This window comes from Streptomyces ferrugineus (genome assembly GCF_015160855.1).
In the GTDB taxonomy this organism is placed as follows: domain Bacteria; phylum Actinomycetota; class Actinomycetes; order Streptomycetales; family Streptomycetaceae; genus Streptomyces; species Streptomyces ferrugineus.
The window spans coordinates 296,110-312,782 of the sequence record NZ_CP063373.1 but is presented as its reverse complement, the minus strand read 5'-3'; the positions used below and the strand labels follow the sequence as shown (position 1 = coordinate 312,782).

11 protein-coding genes are annotated in these 16,673 nt (G+C 69.5%); 5 read left to right on the top strand and 6 right to left on the bottom strand.

Features of this window, described 5'->3' with window-relative positions:
* Positions 1–113: 113 nt before the first annotated feature.
* The 3 genes from cydD to IM697_RS01410 form a co-directional block, all read right to left on the bottom strand.
* Positions 114–3,605 (bottom strand): thiol reductant ABC exporter subunit CydD, encoded by a 3,492-nt coding sequence (gene cydD / locus IM697_RS01420; protein ID WP_194043917.1) that lies wholly within the window; start codon positions 3,603–3,605, stop codon positions 114–116.
* Positions 3,606–3,677: 72 nt separating this feature from the next.
* Positions 3,678–4,697, bottom strand: coding sequence for a cytochrome d ubiquinol oxidase subunit II (cydB, locus tag IM697_RS01415; RefSeq protein ID WP_194043907.1), 1,020 nt, complete (start codon positions 4,695–4,697; stop codon positions 3,678–3,680).
* A 20-nt stretch (positions 4,698–4,717) separates the two neighbouring features.
* Positions 4,718–6,226 carry a cytochrome ubiquinol oxidase subunit I gene (locus tag IM697_RS01410; protein ID WP_194043905.1) on the bottom strand — a complete coding sequence of 503 codons (1,509 nt, stop codon included), beginning with the start codon at positions 6,224–6,226 and terminating at the stop codon, positions 4,718–4,720.
* 250 nt (positions 6,227–6,476) lie between these two features.
* Between IM697_RS01410 and IM697_RS01405 the strand changes: the two genes are divergently transcribed.
* The gene (locus IM697_RS01405; RefSeq protein WP_194043903.1) at positions 6,477–6,851 is read left to right on the top strand and encodes a cyclophilin-like fold protein; all 375 of its coding nucleotides are present in this window, start codon (positions 6,477–6,479) and stop codon (positions 6,849–6,851) included.
* A gap of 46 nt (positions 6,852–6,897) precedes the next feature.
* Here IM697_RS01405 and hisC read toward each other — a convergent pair whose 3' ends face one another.
* Complete coding sequence (hisC, locus tag IM697_RS01400) at positions 6,898–7,977, bottom strand: histidinol-phosphate transaminase (protein WP_194043901.1); 1,080 nt, start codon at positions 7,975–7,977, stop codon at positions 6,898–6,900.
* A gap of 452 nt (positions 7,978–8,429) precedes the next feature.
* On the opposite strand from hisC, the gene IM697_RS01395 reads away from it, so the two are divergent.
* The 3 genes from IM697_RS01395 (at position 8,430) to IM697_RS01385 (ending at position 11,924) form a co-directional block, all read left to right on the top strand.
* On the top strand, positions 8,430–9,542 hold the full coding sequence (locus IM697_RS01395; RefSeq protein ID WP_194043899.1) for a LacI family DNA-binding transcriptional regulator: 1,113 nt from the start codon (positions 8,430–8,432) through the stop codon (positions 9,540–9,542).
* A gap of 242 nt (positions 9,543–9,784) precedes the next feature.
* Positions 9,785–10,861, top strand: a complete 1,077-nt coding sequence (locus tag IM697_RS01390; RefSeq protein ID WP_194043897.1) for a metallophosphoesterase — start codon at positions 9,785–9,787, stop codon at positions 10,859–10,861.
* Positions 10,862–11,054: 193 nt separating this feature from the next.
* Positions 11,055–11,924, top strand: coding sequence for a hypothetical protein (locus tag IM697_RS01385; RefSeq protein ID WP_194043895.1), 870 nt, complete (start codon positions 11,055–11,057; stop codon positions 11,922–11,924).
* Positions 11,925–12,070: 146 nt separating this feature from the next.
* On the opposite strand, the gene thiC is transcribed toward IM697_RS01385, so the two are convergent.
* Positions 12,071–13,873, bottom strand: coding sequence for a phosphomethylpyrimidine synthase ThiC (gene thiC / locus IM697_RS01380; protein WP_228044456.1), 1,803 nt, complete (start codon positions 13,871–13,873; stop codon positions 12,071–12,073).
* 547 nt (positions 13,874–14,420) lie between these two features.
* On the opposite strand from thiC, the gene IM697_RS01375 reads away from it, so the two are divergent.
* Positions 14,421–15,953: a YibE/F family protein gene (locus IM697_RS01375; RefSeq protein WP_194043893.1), complete on the top strand. Its 1,533-nt coding sequence runs from the start codon at positions 14,421–14,423 to the stop codon at positions 15,951–15,953.
* Positions 15,954–16,229: 276 nt separating this feature from the next.
* Here IM697_RS01375 and IM697_RS01370 read toward each other — a convergent pair whose 3' ends face one another.
* Positions 16,230–16,667 carry an SsgA family sporulation/cell division regulator gene (locus tag IM697_RS01370; RefSeq protein WP_062707976.1) on the bottom strand — a complete coding sequence of 146 codons (438 nt, stop codon included), beginning with the start codon at positions 16,665–16,667 and terminating at the stop codon, positions 16,230–16,232.
* Between the last annotated feature and the right edge of the window lie 6 nt (positions 16,668–16,673).

The window sequence follows — 16,673 nt, the reverse complement described above, 5'->3', positions numbered from 1 at the left end:
AGCCCGTTCAGGGCGTACGCCTGGGGGACGTGTTGCTGCGGACGGGTCAGTACCGCTGTTGACGCGAGCAGCGGCGAGGACGCCGCGGGGCCGATCCATGCGGGACGCGGGAGCTACGGCGCCCCCACGAGCAGATCCGCCGCCTCCTCACGCTCCACCATCCCCCGCAACGGCCCGTCCACGGTGGCCAGCTCCGCGAACGGCCCCCGCTGCACCACACGCCCCTCCGCCAGGACGACCACCTCGTCCACCGCCTCCAGCCCGGCCAGACGGTGGGTGATGAGCAGTGTCGTACGGCCCTCCGTGGCGGCCAGCAGGTCGGCGGTGAGGGCGTCGGCGGTGGGCAGGTCGAGATGCTCGGCGGGCTCGTCGAGGACCAGGACGGGAAAGTCGGCCAGCAACGCACGTGCGAGCGCCAGCCGCTGCCGCTGCCCGCCCGACAGCCGCGCCCCGTGCTCGCCCACCAGTGTGTCCAGCCCGTCGGGCAGGCCGTCGGCCCAGTCCAGCAGCCTGGCGCGCTTGAGGGCGTCGCGCAGTTCCGCCTCGGTGGCGTCCTTCTTGGCGAGGAGCAGGTTCTCGCGCACGGAGCTGTCGAAGAGGTGCGCGTCCTGCGCGCACAGCCCGACGAGCCGCCGCACGTCGTCGCCGTCCAGCGCGTACGCGTCGACGCCGCCCAGCGTGTACGAGCCCGCGTCCGTGTCCAGGAAGCGCAGCATCACCTGCGCCAGCGTCGTCTTGCCGGACCCGGACGGACCGACGACGGCGATCCGGCGGCCCTCCTCCAGGGTCAGGTCGAGACCGGCGAGCGCGTCCCGGTCCTGGCCCGCGTGACGGGCGGTCAGGCCCCGCACGGCGACCGGGAAGGGCGACGCGGGCGCCTGCCGGGGGCGCTCCGGCTCCCGTACGGGCTCGGGCGCGTCCAGCACCTCGTACACGCGCTCGGCGCTCCTGCCGACCCGCTGCCGGTACTGCACGGCGAGCGGCAGCCCCAGGACGGCCTCGAAGGCGGCCAGCGGGGTGAGGACGACGACGGCCATGGTCACGCCGCTCAGCCGCCCGTCGGAGACCGCCTGGGCGCCCACGAGGGCGGTGGCGGCGACGGTGAGCCCGGAGATCAGCGCGGTGAGCCCATCGCCGAGCGCCGTCGCGGCGGCGGCCCGTGAGGCGATCCTGGTGAGCGCCCCGTCGGCCCGCCGCGCCTGGGCCGCACGGCCGGGCAGCGCGCCGGCGACGGTCAGCTCCGCGGTGCCGGTGAGCAGATCCGTCACACGGGTCGCGAGGGCGCCTCGGGCAGGGGCCAGCCGGTGTTCGGCGCGGCGGGCGACGGCGGCCGTGATGAGCGGGACTCCGGCCCCGGCCGCCAGCAGGCCGACCGCGAGCACGGCACTGGCCTCGGGCAGCAGCCAGGCGGTGAAGCCGACGGCGCCCGCGGACACGACGGCCGCGGCGGCCGTGGGCAGCAGCCAGCGCAGCCAGTAGTCCTGCAGCGCGTCCACATCGGCGACGAGCCTCGACAGCAGGTCGCCCCGGCGCGTACGGCGCAGCCCGGCGGGTGCCAGCCGCTCCAGCCGCCGGTAGACGGCGACCCGGGTATCGGCCAGCATCCTCAGCACCGCGTCGTGCGACACCAGCCGCTCGGCGTACCGGAACACGGCCCGCCCGATGCCGAAGGCCCGCGTCGCCGTCACGGCCACCATCAGATAGAGCACGGGCGGCTGCTGCGAGGCCCGTGAGATGAGCCACCCGGAGGTGGCCATGAGCCCGACGGCACTGCCGAGCGCGAGGCTCCCCAGCAGCAGGGCGAGGGCGAGACGGCCACGCCGGGGACCGGACATGGCGCGGACGCGGGAGAGGACACCACGCCCGTCCGCAGCCGCGACAGGTGCGGCCTCGGCGTCCTCAGAAGCGGCACGCCCGTGCCCTTCCCTCTTGGTGGAACGGTCGACGGCCGTCTTGGGCAGGGCCTCGGGCGTCTCGGCCTCGGCAAGCCGCACCACCCGGTCCGCCACGCCCAGCAACGCCGGCCGATGCACCACCAGCAGCACCGTCCGCCCCACGGCGAGTCTGCGCACGGCGTCGACGACCTCGGCCTCGGTGGCCCCGTCGAGCGCGGCCGTCGGCTCGTCGAGCAGCAGCACCGGCCGGTCCGCGAGGAACGCCCGGGCCAGCGCGAGCCGCTGCCGCTGCCCCGCCGACAGCCCGACCCCTTCCTCACCCAGCACGGTGTCGACGCCCTCGGGCAGCGCGTCCACGAACTCCAGCGCCCCGGCGTCCGCCAGCGCCCGCCGTACGGCCTCATCGTCCGCGTCGGGGCATGCCAGCCGTACGTTCTCGGCGATCGTCCCGGCGTACAGGTGGGGCCGCTGCGGCACCCAGGCGATCCGCGAGCGCCATTCCTCCAGGTCGAGCTCGGTGAGATCGACTCCCCCGACCAGCACCCGCCCGTCCGTGGGCCGCACAAAGCCCAACAGCACGTTCAGCAACGTCGACTTGCCCGCACCGCTCGGCCCGACGAGCGCGACCGTCTCCCCGGGCTCGATGGTGAAGGACGCACCCGACACAGCGTCGGCGGAGCGGGTGGGGTAGCGGACCGAGACGCCCTCGAACGTCACCGCTCCCGCCGGCACGGCTGCCGTGCCCGACGTCGGCGTCGGCGTCTCCAGCACCTCGAAGATCTCCTCGGCCGCGGACAGCCCCTCGGCCGCCGCGTGATACTGCGCGCCCACCTGACGCAGTGGCAGATAGGCCTCGGGCGCCAGCACCAGGACGACGAGGCCGTCGTACAGATGCATCTCGCCGTGGACGAGGCGCATGCCGATCGTCACGGCGACCAGGGCCACCGAGAGCGTCGAGAGCAGTTCCAGGGCGAAGGAGGAGATGAAGGCGATCCGCAGGGTCCGCATCGTGGCCCGGCGGTACTCGCCGGTGATACGCCGGATCGACTCGGCCTGTGCCTTGGCCCGGCCGAACACCTTCAGGGTCGGCAGCCCGGCCACGACATCCAGGAAGTGCCCGGACAGCCGGGACAGCAGTCGCCACTGACGGTCCATCCGGGACTGCGTGGCCCAGCCGATCAGCATCATGAAGATCGGAATGAGCGGCAGGGTGCCGACGATGATGGCCGCCGACACCCAGTCCTCGGTCACGATCCGCGCCAGCACCGCCACCGGTACGACCACCGCAAGCCCCAACTGCGGCAGATAGCGCGAGAAGTAGTCGTCGAGGGCATCGACCCCGCGCGTGGCGAGGGCGACCAGCGATCCGGTCCGCTGTCCGCTCAGCCATCCGGGCCCCAGCTCGGCCGCCCGCTCCAGCAGGCGCCCCCGCAGCTCCGACTTCACCGCCGCACTGGCACGGTGCGCGGCGAGTTCGGTCAGCCAGGCGACCACCGCACGGCCGATGGCGACAGCCACCAACAGCAGCAGGGGAGTGCGCAGTTCGGCGGCGGACATGCCGTGCTCGAACGCACCCACCACTGCCTCGGCGATGAGCATCGCCTGGGCGATGACCAGGAGCGCGCCGACGGCGCCCAGGCCGACGACCGCGATCAGGAAGAGGCGGGTGGCGCGGGCGTACTGGAGGAGACGCGGATCGATCGGTTTCACGTGAAACAAGCCCTTCGGTCCAGTGCGGGGTGTTTCACGTGAAACATCGTGAAACACCCCGCCACGGCGGACTCAGTGCGCGGATCCCGCGGCGGCTTCCGCGGCGATGTGCTGCGTGCCGATCCGCTTACGGAAGACCCAGTAGGTCCAGCCCTGGTAGAGCATGACGATCGGTGTGGCGATGACCGCACACCAGGTCATGATCTTCAGGGTGTAGGGGCTCGATGAGGCGTTGGTGACCGTGAGGCTCCACTCGTCATTGAGCGAGGACGGCATGACGTTCGGGAAGAGCGTCAGGAAGAGCATCGCCACGGCGGCCACGATAGTGACACCGGACAGGGCGAACGACCATCCCTCGCGCCCTGCCTGGTTCGCCGCAAGCGCCGCGACCAGCGCCACGACAGCCACTACCAGGGCGACCAGGCTCTGTCCGTCACCGTTCTCGACCTGCGTCCAGAGCAGGAAGATCAGCGCCAGCGCGGCCGTCGTGAGGCCGACCCACAGCGCCAGCGTCCGCGCCCGCTCCCGAATCTCTCCGACGGTCTTCAGCGCGGTGAACACCGCACCGTGGAAGGTGAACAGCGTCAGCGTCACCAGACCGCCGAGCAGCGCATACGGGTTGAGCAGGTCCAGGACGCCGCCCACGTACTCATGGCTCTGGTCGAGCTTCACCCCCCGCACGATGTTGCCGAAGGCCACACCCCACAGGAACGCCGGGATCAGCGAGCACCAGAAGATCGCGTGCTCCCAGTTGCGCTGCCAGTTCTCCTCGGGCCGCTTCGCCCGGTACTCGAAGGCGACGCCCCGGACGATCAGGCAGACCAGGATGACCAACAGCGGCAGATAGAAGCCGGAGAAGAGCGTCGCGTACCACTCGGGGAAGGCGGCGAAAGTGGCGCCGCCCGCCGTGAGCAGCCAGACCTCGTTGCCGTCCCAGACGGGGCCGATCGTGTTGATCAGCACCCGCCGCTCGGGCCGGTCGCGGGCGAGCAACTTGGTGAGGACACCGACCCCGAAGTCGAAGCCCTCCAGGAAGAAGTAGCCGATCCACAGGACGGCGATCAGGACGAACCAGACGTCGTGAAGTTCCATGACTGTGCAGCTCCCTCGGCCTAGTACGAGAAGGCCATCGGCTTGTCGGCGTCACGGGAGTCGCCGCCGATCTTCGTGGGCGGATTCAGGTCGGCCTCCGTCAGTTCGGGCGGGCCGGCCTTGACGTACTTCGCGAGGAGCTTGACCTCGACGACGGCGAGGATGGCGTACAGCGCGGTGAAGACGATCATCGAGGTGAGGACCTCGCCCTGGGAGACGCCGGGGGAGACCGCGTCACGGGTCCGCAGGACGCCGTAGACCACCCAGGGCTGACGGCCCATCTCGGTGAAGATCCAGCCCCAGGAGTTGGCGATCAGCGGGAAGGCCAGGGTCCAGATCGCGATGCGCCAGTACCACTGGGTCAGCTTCGGGCCGAGCGCCTTCTTCGGGAGCAGCACCAGATGCGGCACCTCGTCGTCACCGACCCTCAGGTGCTGCGGCAGCATGAACTTCTTGCGGGTCAGCCAGAGTCCGGCCAGGCCGATGGCGAGCGACGCCATGCCGAAGCCGATCATCCAGCGGAAGCCCCAGTAGGCGACGGGGATGTTGGGCCGGTAGTCACCGGGACCGTACTTCTCCTGCTCGGCCTTGTTGACGTCGTTGATACCGGGGACGTACGAGCTGAAGTCGTCCTTGGCCAGGAAGGACAGCAGGCCCGGGATCTCTATCGCGACCTCGTTGTGGCCCTCGTCGACATCGCCGACGGCGAAGATCGAGAAGGGTGCCGGCTCCTCGCCGTCCCACAGCGCTTCGGCCGCGGCCATCTTCATCGGCTGCTGCTCGTACATGATCTTGCCGAGGACGTCGCCGCTGATCGCGGTGAGCATGCCGCCGATGACGACGGTGACCAGGCCGAGCCTGAGCGAGGTCTTCATCTCACGGATGTGCTTCTTGCGCAGCAGATGGAAGGCGGAGATGCCGACCATGAACGCGCCGCCGGTGAGGAAGGCCGCGGAGAGGGTGTGGAAGGCCTGGGCGAGGGCGGTGTTCTGGGTCAGTACGAGCCAGAAGTCGGTGAGCTCGGCGCGTCCCTTGGCTTCGTTGATCTTGTAACCGACAGGGTGCTGCATCCACGAGTTGGCCGCGAGGATGAAGTACGCCGACAGGATCGTGCCGATGGAGACCATCCACATACAGGCCAGGTGGATCTTCTTCGGCAGCTTGTCCCAGCCGAAGATCCACAGCCCGATGAAGGTGGACTCGAAGAAGAAGGCGATCAGCGCCTCGAAGGCGAGTGGAGCACCGAAGATGTCACCGACGAAGCGGGAGTAGTCGGACCAGTTCATGCCGAACTGGAACTCCTGCACGATGCCGGTGACGACACCCATCGCGATGTTGATCAGGAAGAGCTTGCCCCAGAACTTCGTCGCCCTGAGGTACTTCTCCTTTTCTGTGCGCACCCAGGCGGTCTGCAGCCCGGCCGTGAGGGCGGCCAGTGAGATCGTCAGGGGAACGAACAGGAAGTGGTAGACGGTGGTGATACCGAACTGCCATCGCGCCAGGGTCTCCGGCGCCAAAGCCAGGTCCACGTCGCAACATCTCCTTACGTCGCCGTGGGGACAGCGGCAGTTTGCCCCTTATGTCACGTACAGCACGGGAGCAACCGGGACACGCTTGTGAACGCGTTCACATTCACAAGCAATTATGACGCATGGCCGTTCGAGGCTCGATAGGCGGGGGGTCCCTAACGCCGGCCGGCCGACCCAGCAGGGAGGGGCCGCCCGACCCATGGCGCCGGAAGGCTTCCCAAGAACTTCAACATCTTGTTGAATTCACGGCATGCAGATACGGATCTCATGGCCTGCGGGGCACCTCACCGCACGCCTGGACGACACCCCGACCGCACAGTCTCTCGCCAAAGCCCTGCCACTGGCCTCCACCGCCCGCACCTGGGGCGAGGAGGTGTACTTCGACACAGGAGTGTCCGTTTCACGTGAAACGGACGCACAGCAGGTCGTCGAGCCCGGCACGGTCGCCTTCTGGACCGACGGCGACGCGCTCGCCCTCCCTTACGGCCCCACGCCGATCTCGCGAGGCGACGAGTGCCGCCTCGCGAGCCCGTGCAACATCCTGGGCCGCCTCGACGACGACCCCCGCCTGCTGGCGACGGTGCGCGACGGCGACCCCGTGCGCGTGGAACTCATGGACGCCTGAGCCACACTCAGGCACTCAGGCGTTTGAGTTCGGCTGCCGCGCGGCCCTAAAGCTCCTTGCGGAACCCTTCCGCCACCTTCAGGAAGATGTCGTTCGCCTCAGCCTCCCCGACCGTCACCCGCACACCCTCGCCCGGGAACGGCCGGATCACCACGCCCGCCTGCTCACAGGCCTGAGCGAAGGCGACCGTGCGCTCCCCCAGCCGCAGCCACACGAAGTTGGCCTGGGTCTCGGGCACCGTCCAGCCCTGAGCGCGCAGCCCATCGACCACGCGGTTGCGCTCGCACACCAATGACCCGACCCGGCCGAGCAGTTCGTCCTCGGCACGCAGCGAGGCGATGGCCGCGTCCTGCGCGAGCTGGCTCACCCCGAACGGCACAGCCGTCTTGCGCAGGGCTGCCGCGACCGGCTCCTGGGCGACCGCGAAGCCGACCCGGAGGCCGGCGAGGCCATAGGCCTTGGAGAACGTCCGCAGAACACAGACGTTCGGCCGCTCGCGGTAGATCTCCACCCCGTCCGGCACCTCGGGATCACGGATGAACTCTCGGTACGCCTCGTCCAGCACCACCAGGACATCGCCGGGCACCCGGTCGAGGAACCGCTCCAGCTCGGCCCGCTTCACAACCGTGCCCGTCGGGTTGTTGGGATTGCAGACGAAAATCAGCCTGGTGCGGTCAGTGATGGCGCCGGCCATCGCGTCCAGGTCGTGCACCTCGCCCGCAGTCAGCGGCACCTTGACGGACGTGGCACCGCTGATCTGCGTGATGATCGGGTACGCCTCGAAGGACCGCCACGCGTAGATGACCTCGTCGCCGGGTCCGGCGGTGGACTGCAGCAGTTGCTGGGCGACTCCGACCGAACCGGTGCCGGTGGCCAGATGGGACAGCGGGACGCCGAAACGGTCGGAGAGCTCGTTCATCAGCGCCGTGCACATCATGTCCGGATAGCGGTTGAAGGACGAGGCGGCGGCCGTCACCGTCTCCATCACGCCAGGGAGCGGCGGATAGGGGTTCTCGTTGGAGGACAGCTTGTAGGCCACCGGACCACCGGCCGCGGCAGGCTTGCCCGGCTTGTAGGTGGGGATACCCTCCAGCTCGGCGCGCAGCTTGGGGCTCGTCTCGCTCACCGCAGTCCTCCTCACGACCACCGGCGGCCCATCACCGCCGCCGGCTCCAATACTTCTCACCTTATGAGGATTCCGCGCCGATGCGTACAGGTGAGGAAGGGCCGATGCACACAGCCACGACGGACCGCCCTGCCGACCTCACCTGTCACACCTGCATCACGGGCATCGTCGTACGAAGGCGTACGAATCGGGGGGCGCGCCATACATATATCTACGCGCCGGTGGCTCACGCCGTAGCGCGCATCCCCCGTGAAGGTGAGTTGAGACCTCTTCGAAACATCGGACACTTGGCAGGCCCATGCGCGCCGACAAGTCACGTCTTGCCTTTGGATCGTTCAACTCCCTTGTTTTCAAAGGGATTTGACGGCTGATGACCTTGCAGAAACGTGCCTGTCAACGATTGCATATGCGTCCGCACTACCCCACCGCATGAGCCCTACTATCGGCTCGCCATGACAGCAGCAGGGAAGCACCAGGTGAGCCGCGCGGAAACCTCACGTCGAGGAAGTCGGCCCGGTCGGGCGGGCATCAGAGACGTGGCGGCCGCCGCCGGGGTCTCCATCACGACCGTCTCCGACGCCCTCAACGGCAAGGGCCGGCTCCCCGACGCCACCCGACGCCATGTCCGCGAGGTCGCCGACCGGCTGGGCTACCGGCCGTCGGCCGCCGCCAGAACACTCCGTACCGGCAAGTCGGGACTCATCGGCCTGACCGTGACGACCTATGGGGATGAACCTTTCACCTTCACCGAGTTCGCGTACTTCGCCGAGATGGCCCGCGCCGCCACCTCGGCCGCGCTCGCCCGCGGCTACGCCCTCGTGATCCTCCCCGCGACCTCGCGCCACGACGTCTGGTCCAACGTCGCCCTCGACGGCACCGTCGTCATCGACCCGTCCGACCAGGACCCGGTCGTCAGCGAACTGGTCAGACAGGGCCTCCCGGTCGTCTCCGACGGCCGCCCCGCCGGCTCGCTCCCGGTCACCGCCTGGGTCGACAACGACCACGAGGCCGCCGTACTCGGCATCCTCGACCACCTCGCCGACGCGGGCGCCCGCCGGATCGGCCTGCTCACGGGCACCACGACGGACACGTACACCCATCTGTCGACCACCGCGTACCTGCGCTGGTGCGAGCGCGTCGGCCAGGACCCGGTGTACGAGGCCTACCCGGCGCACGACCCGTGCGCGGGCGCCGTCGCCGCCGACCGGCTGCTCGCCCGCCCCGACCGGCCCGACGCGGTCTACGGGCTGTTCGACCCGAACGGCACCGACCTGCTCGCCGCCGCCCGCCGCTACGGTCTGCGCGTACCGGACGACCTGCTTCTGGTGTGCTGCAGCGAGTCGACGGTGTACGCCAACACCGAGCCGCCCATCACCACGCTCTCCCTGAAGCCACGCCGCATCGGCACAGCGGTGGTCCAGCTCCTCATCGACGCCATCGAGGGGCTGGAGTCGGAGCAGACGGTCGAGCAGGTGATACCGACCGAACTGATCGTGCGTACCTCGTCCCAGCGACGTCCGCCGCGTACCACGGTCAGCCCGCCCCGGTCCCCCGAGGACCGGTAGGAGCACGCCGAGGCACGGCGCGAGCAGGTCGGGGGAACGCGCCGAGCGCGCTCGTCGAGTGGTCGAAGCCCTGCCCAATCGGGGCGAAAGCCGCGGTGAACAGGAGTCCTGCTCCGATTCACCACCCCTGGGTCATCACATGGCGCGATCGGCATTCCTATGATGGGCCCACGACACCCGCGGGCCGCTGCGACCAGGCAGTCCGATGCGGTGCAGATGCGGCGCGATGGTGGAGGGGTCTGATGACTCAGGGGGCCGGTCAGGGACCCGAGGTGGAGCGCACGGCGACGTTGCGCGACTTCCGGGTGCCCGCGTACGTCCACGAGGCCGGTCCGTATGCCCACAGCACACACCCGGGTGAGGTCGCCCCGTCCCTCGACGAGACCTACCCCGAGGGGTACACGCCCACCGAGCGCGACCTGCCGGTGATCAACCGCGGCGACACCGTGCAGGTGGCCGTCGACCCCGCCGCCCTGCCGACCCCGCAGTCCACGGCCGGCCCCGGCCCGCTGTTCGTCGTCGGTGATGTGCACGGCTATCTCGACGAGCTGGTGGCCGCACTCCAGGAGAAGGGCCTCATCGACTCGGCGGGGAACTGGTCCGCGGGCACCGCCCGGCTGTGGTTCCTCGGCGACTTCACCGACCGCGGCCCGGACGGCATCGGCGTCATCGACCTCGTGATGCGGCTGTCCGCCGAGGCCGCCGCGGCCGGCGGCTACTGCAAGGCCCTGATGGGCAATCACGAGCTGCTGCTGATCGGCGCCAAGCGGTTCGGCGACACCCCCGTCAACTCCGGCGCGGGCACCGCCACCTTCCAGGCGGCCTGGCTCCTCAACGGTGGCCAGAAGACCGACATGGACCGTCTCCAGGACCACCATCTGCAGTGGATGTCCCGGCTGGACGCCATGGAAGCGGTCGACGGCCATCTGCTCGTGCACTCGGACACCACCGCCTATCTCGACTACGGCGACTCGATCGAAGCGGTCAACGACACCGTCCGCGAGACGCTCACGCGCAATGACGCCGACGAGGTCTGGGACCTGTTCCGCAAGTTCACCAAGCGTTTCTCCTTCCGCGACGAGGGCGGCGCGGACCATGTGCGCTCCCTGCTCGATACGTACGGCGGCACCCGCATCGTTCACGGCCACAGCCCCATTCCGTATCTGCTGGGCGAGGTCGGCTCCGAGGACGACGAGGACGGCAACGACCCCGTGGTCGAGGGACCGCACGTCTACGCCGAGGGCCTCGCCATCGCGATGGACGGCGGCGTGACCATGGCCGGAAAGCTGCTGGTCCAGCAACTTCCCCTGGATATCTGAACGTTCACCGGGCAGACGTCCCCCCACCACGCAGGGACGGAGGACGGCGCAGGCCAGGGCCCAATTTTGGCAAACCCCCTGTCACCGTGTGCCGTCACCGCTCTACCATCGCCTTATCCGTAGCAGGCTCCCCTCCGTTTCTGCCCGACGGCTCGTTGGCATGCGAGCCCCAAGCCCTACGGAGCATCGGGGGATGCACATGAACAGCGTTCCGCAGCACCTGCACAGTGAGGACCGCCAGGAATACGAGCGGATCCTCGATGAGGCGCTGCGCTCCGCACCACACCGCCCGGAACTGGCCGCGGTAGGACAGCGGCTCAACCCCGAACAGCTGCGCACCATGGCGCTGAACGCCACCGCACTCATCACGGCGGCCGCGGCGACCGAGTACCAGCACTACGTGAAGGTCCGCGAGGAACTGCGCCAACCGGCGCCGTCCACCCCGTCGTCCACCCGCGACTCCGGCTCCACCGAGTCGGGCACGGGCGCGATGGGGCTCGCCACCACCATGGGAGAAGTCGCCGAGACAGCCGGCCCCGGTGTCGTCGCCGTGGTCGCCGTCCTGGCACCCGTCCTCGCCGGCACCGCCGCGGCGATCTTCCTGCTCGTCGGCTACATCCTGAAGATGTTCAACCCCGAGCCGGCGTTCGCCCAGACGATGCTCACCACCGGATGGGTGTTCGGCGCCATCGCGGCGGCAGCGATCCTGGTCGCCGCCGTCGGGCTTCTGCTCACCGCTCTGCGCAACCGGCCGGCCTTCGTCTCCGGGCCGTACGGCGAGCTGAGCGAGGAAGTGGCCCGGGCCAGGGAAGCCTGGCGCGAGGCCCTGCTGGAGCGCGGCATCCTGCCCTTCCTACGGGAGGCACTCGCCGAACCCGGCACGGCGGCGGTCCTGCACCGCACACCACCGTCGACACCGGCGGGCCGGATGCCGAACCTCGGCTACGGCCGCCCGGGCTTCAGCAGCCCGGACGACGGACCCCCCACCGGCTCGCGTCCGAGCTTCAGCAGTCCGGACTACACGAGCCCGGACTTCGGGGGGCCGGACCACAAGCCGGAGTAGCCCCTCGGCTTGCGCCCCCGCCGTGAGAAGGCCCCCACCGGGGACCCTCTCCTCGACGGAGCCCCCGGGGAGATCTCCTCGGGGAGGCGCAAGCCGAACAGCATGCCCGGCAGCGGGGCATGGCGCCCTGGGTCAGGACGTCGACGTCAGTCCGCGATCGGCAGGTACACCCGGTTGCCCGCCGCCGCGAACTCCTTCGACTTCTGAGCCATGCCCTCCTCGATCTCCGCCTGACTGTCGCCGTGCCGACGGCGAATGTCCTGGGAGATCTTCATCGAGCAGAACTTCGGCCCGCACATGGAGCAGAAGTGGGCCGTCTTGGCGGGCTCCGCCGGGAGGGTCTCGTCGTGGAACTCCCGTGCCGTGTCCGGGTCCAGGGCGAGGTTGAACTGGTCCTCCCACCGGAACTCGAAGCGGGCGTCGGACAGTGCGTCGTCCCACTCCTGCGCGCCGGGATGCCCCTTGGCCAGATCGGCCGCATGGGCGGCGATCTTGTAGGTGATGACGCCGGTCTTGACGTCGTCTCGGTTGGGCAGGCCCAGGTGCTCCTTGGGGGTGACGTAGCAGAGCATCGCCGTGCCCCACCAGGCGATCATCGCGGCACCGATGCCGGAGGTGATGTGGTCGTACGCCGGTGCGACGTCGGTGGTCAGCGGGCCGAGCGTATAGAACGGAGCTTCATCGCAGATCTCCTGCTGAAGGTCGATGTTCTCCTTGATCTTGTGCATCGGGACGTGTCCCGGGCCCTCGATCATGGTCTGTACGTTGAAACGCTTCGCGATCTGGTTGAGTTCCCCGAGTGTGCGGAGTTCGGCGAACTGCGCCTCGTCGTTGGCGTCCGCGATCGAGCCGGGCCTCAGGCCGTCGCCCAGCGAGTACGTGACGTCGTACGCGGCGAGGATTTCGCAGAGTTCCTCGAAGTTCTCGTAGAGGAACGACTCCTTGTGGTGCGCCAGGCACCACGCCGCCATGATCGAGCCGCCGCGCGAGACGATGCCGGTCTTGCGGTTCGCGGTGAGCGGTACGTACGGAAGGCGCACGCCCGCGTGGACCGTCATGTAGTCCACGCCCTGCTCGGCCTGCTCGATGACCGTGTCCTTGTAGATCTCCCAGGTCAGCTCCTCGGCGCGGCCGTCGACCTTCTCCAGCGCCTGGTAGAGCGGCACCGTGCCGATGGGCACGGGGGAGTTGCGCAGCACCCATTCACGGGTGGTGTGGATGTTGCGGCCGGTCGACAGGTCCATGACCGTGTCAGCGCCCCAGCGGGTCGCCCAGGTCATCTTCTCGACCTCCTCCTCGATGGAGGAGGTGACCGCGGAGTTGCCGATGTTGGCGTTGACCTTCACCAGGAACCGCTTGCCGATGATCATCGGCTCGATCTCCGGGTGGTTGACGTTGGCGGGCAGCACCGCCCGGCCCGCGGCGATCTCCTCGCGGACCACTTCGGGAGAAACGTTCTCCCGGATGGCCACGAACTCCATCTCGGGTGTGATCTCGCCCCGGCGCGCGTAGGCGAGCTGCGTGACCGCCTCGCCGTCCCGGCTCCGGCGCGGCTGGCGCGGCCGTCCGGGGAAGACCGCGTCGAGGTTGCGCAGGCCGCCACGCGGCGAGGTGTGCTTGATGCCGTCGTCCTCGGGTCGGACGGGACGGCCCGCGTACTCCTCGGTGTCGCCGCGGGCGATGATCCAGTTCTCCCGCAGCGGAGCCAGCCCCCTGCGGACGTCGGTATCGGCGAGTGGATCGGTGTACGGGCCCGACGTGTCGTACAGCGTGACCGACTGCCCGTTGGTGAGGTGCACCTGGCGGACCGGCACTCGCAGATCGGGGCGTGAGCCCTCGACGTATGCCTTGTGCCAGCCGATGGACTTCCCGGCCTCCGGAGACGGTTCGCCCTGAATGGGCTGTTCGTCCTGGTTGGAGGCAGGCGTGCGCGCGTCCTTGATGGTCATAAGACCTACTCCCTACGCCGGCATTACCCGGTAACAGGTTCGGCGGTCGACGCAGCCGTATCCGTCTGCCGACGTTTCGTGTGAAACATCACTCGAGATGGGTGATGTTTCATGTGAAACATCGCTGGGACGGAGGTCAGCGCCCTCTCAGCCCGGTGCTCCGAGCTCCCGCGTGTACAAAGGTGGCTCCACGCTAGCGTCAATTCGGGCGCGGTGAACAGAGGGCCCCGGTCGTTCTTGCGATGATCGGTCGGTGACCTCGACGCATGAACCTCCGTACCCACCGCCCGAGCCGCCCCGCGGCTCGGGCTCCGGAAGCGGCCCCGGAAACGGTCCCGCGCGTGGCAACGGCCGTGCGGACGGCCGGGGTTCAGGGGTTCCCGGAGGCAGATACGACGGTGGATACGGCCGTGGTTCCACGGGCGGCCACGACGATCTCACGGCGGGAACCGGCGGCTGGGGCGAGCACGACACCGGAACCGGCGGGATGCCTCAGCCCCGGGGCGGGGCCGGCGACTGGCATGAACCCGGCCCCAGGCCCGGCGGCATGCAGGAGCGCGCGAGCGGCGTCGGCGGCGGGCACGAGCACGGACCCGGCCCGGCTGGTCCGCACGGTCGCGGTGCCGAGTCGGGCGGCGCATCGGGCCAGGGGGCCGGCCAGGGCGATGGGCCCGGTCCCGACTCCGGCGGTGGTCATGGTCACGGCCCCGGATCCGGCGGGTGGCGGGGCGGTGGTGACGGTGAGGGGCCTGGGCACGGGCACTCGCACAGCCACGCCCACGGTCCGGCGGCCCCCGTCTCCCAGCATCTGCGCAAGGTCATCGCGGCGGTCCTGATCCCGTTCGCCGCGGCGGTGGTGGTGGGGCTCGCGGTGCTGTGGCCGGGCGGCGCCCCGCCGCACGAGCGCACCGGGGTCGGCTTCGACCGGCAGACACAGCAGGCCACGGTCACCAAGGTGGTCGAGCTGAGCTGCAAGGACGTCAACGCCTCGGGAGTGCCGCCGACCGGGGACACCTCCACCGCCGAGGGGTCCTCCGCGGTGCAGCAGGAGAACGGCACCTGCAAGAAGGCGACGATCCGCGTCGACACCGGCAAGGACAAGGGCCGTACGTTCACGGAGATCGTGCAGCCCGACCAGTCACGGCAGCTGCACGAGGGCCAGGAGGTCGTGGTCGCCTACGAGCCCTCCGCGCCCAAGGACCTGCAGTACTCGGTCACCGACGTGAACCGGCGTGTCCCGTTGTCGGTGCTCGCCGGCATCTTCGCACTCGCCGTCGTGGTCGTCGGGCGGCTGCGGGGTGTGATGGCGCTGATCTCGCTGGCCATCAGCTTCCTGGTGCTCAACTTCTTCATCCTGCCCGCGATTCTGCAGGGCTCGAACCCGCTGGTCGTGGCGGTGGTGGGGTCCAGCGCCATCATGCTGATGGCCCTCTATCTGTGCCACGGTCTCTCCGCCCGGACATCGGTCGCGGTACTCGGCACGCTGATCTCGCTGCTGCTGATCGGCATCCTCGGCTCGGTGTTCATCGACTGGGCCGCGCTCACCGGCAACACCGACGACAACACCGGCCTCATCCACGGGCTGTATCCGTCGATCGACATGAGCGGTCTGCTGCTCGCCGGCATCATCATCGGCTCACTGGGTGTCCTCGACGATGTGACGGTCACCCAGACGTCCGCGGTCTGGGAGCTGCACGAGGCCAATCCGACGATGGGCTGGCGCGGGCTGTACCGGGCAGGCATCCGCATCGGCCGCGACCACATCGCGTCCGTCGTCAACACGCTCGTCCTCGCCTACGCCGGTGCCGCGCTGCCGCTGCTGCTGCTCTTCTCGATCGCGCAGAGCAGCGTCGGCACGGTCGCGAACAGCGAGTTGGTCGCGGAGGAGATCGTGCGCACTCTGGTGGGCTCTATCGGCCTGGTCGCGTCGGTGCCGGTCACCACGGCCCTCGCGGCTCTGGTGGTCTCGGCCGACCGGCCGGAGAAGGGCGCGGTGCCGGTCGGTGCCCAGCCGGGTACGGCGGGCGCCCAGCCGGGCCCGGCGGCACGCGGCGGGCGAGGGCGACGGCGGAAGCGGTGACGCGGGGGCGCCACCGGAAACCGTGACGCGAAGTCGACAGCGAAGTCGACAGTGGAGTCGACAGGAGAAGCGGTGGCAGCGGCCAAAGCAATGCCGACGCGAGGGCGGACGGTGGCGACGCCGGCTGCCAAAGGCGCCGAAGGGCGCCGATCCGGTCCGGCCGACTTCGCCCATCCGGCGGAGCGCGCATCACACCCGGCGCAAAGGAAGCGCTCCCACACGCCCCTTGTGCGCCGCTGAAGCGTTACGCCACCCTGCTCTCACCGGAGTAACGCTTCAGCCGGCGCTCTGCTCCTCCGCCAGGATGCGGTCCAGGGCCTCGTCGAGGTGGGCGTCGAAGTCGGCGAGCGCTCCCTCCTGCCCGAGCGGCACCAGCTTGTCGGTGCGGTCCAGGAAGGCCACCAGCGGCGCCACAGAGGAGCGGAACAGCGCCTGGTCGGCACCGACCTGAAGCCGGATCAACACATCGCCCAGCGTCTCGGAACCGGCCGGCGAGACCCGTACATCACCCTCCCCGCACGGTCTGCCCACCCCGTCGACCAGCAGCTCCCGGCCGAAGGCCCAGGTCACCGGAGCATCGCCGGGCAGGTGGAAGGTCAGCCGTACCGCATAGGGATCACAGGTCTCGTAACGCAACTCCACCGGGATGCGGAAGGAGAGCTCCTCGGACACGAGAAAGCTCATCATGACCTCTGCCTGTACGGACTCGCGCATCGCCTA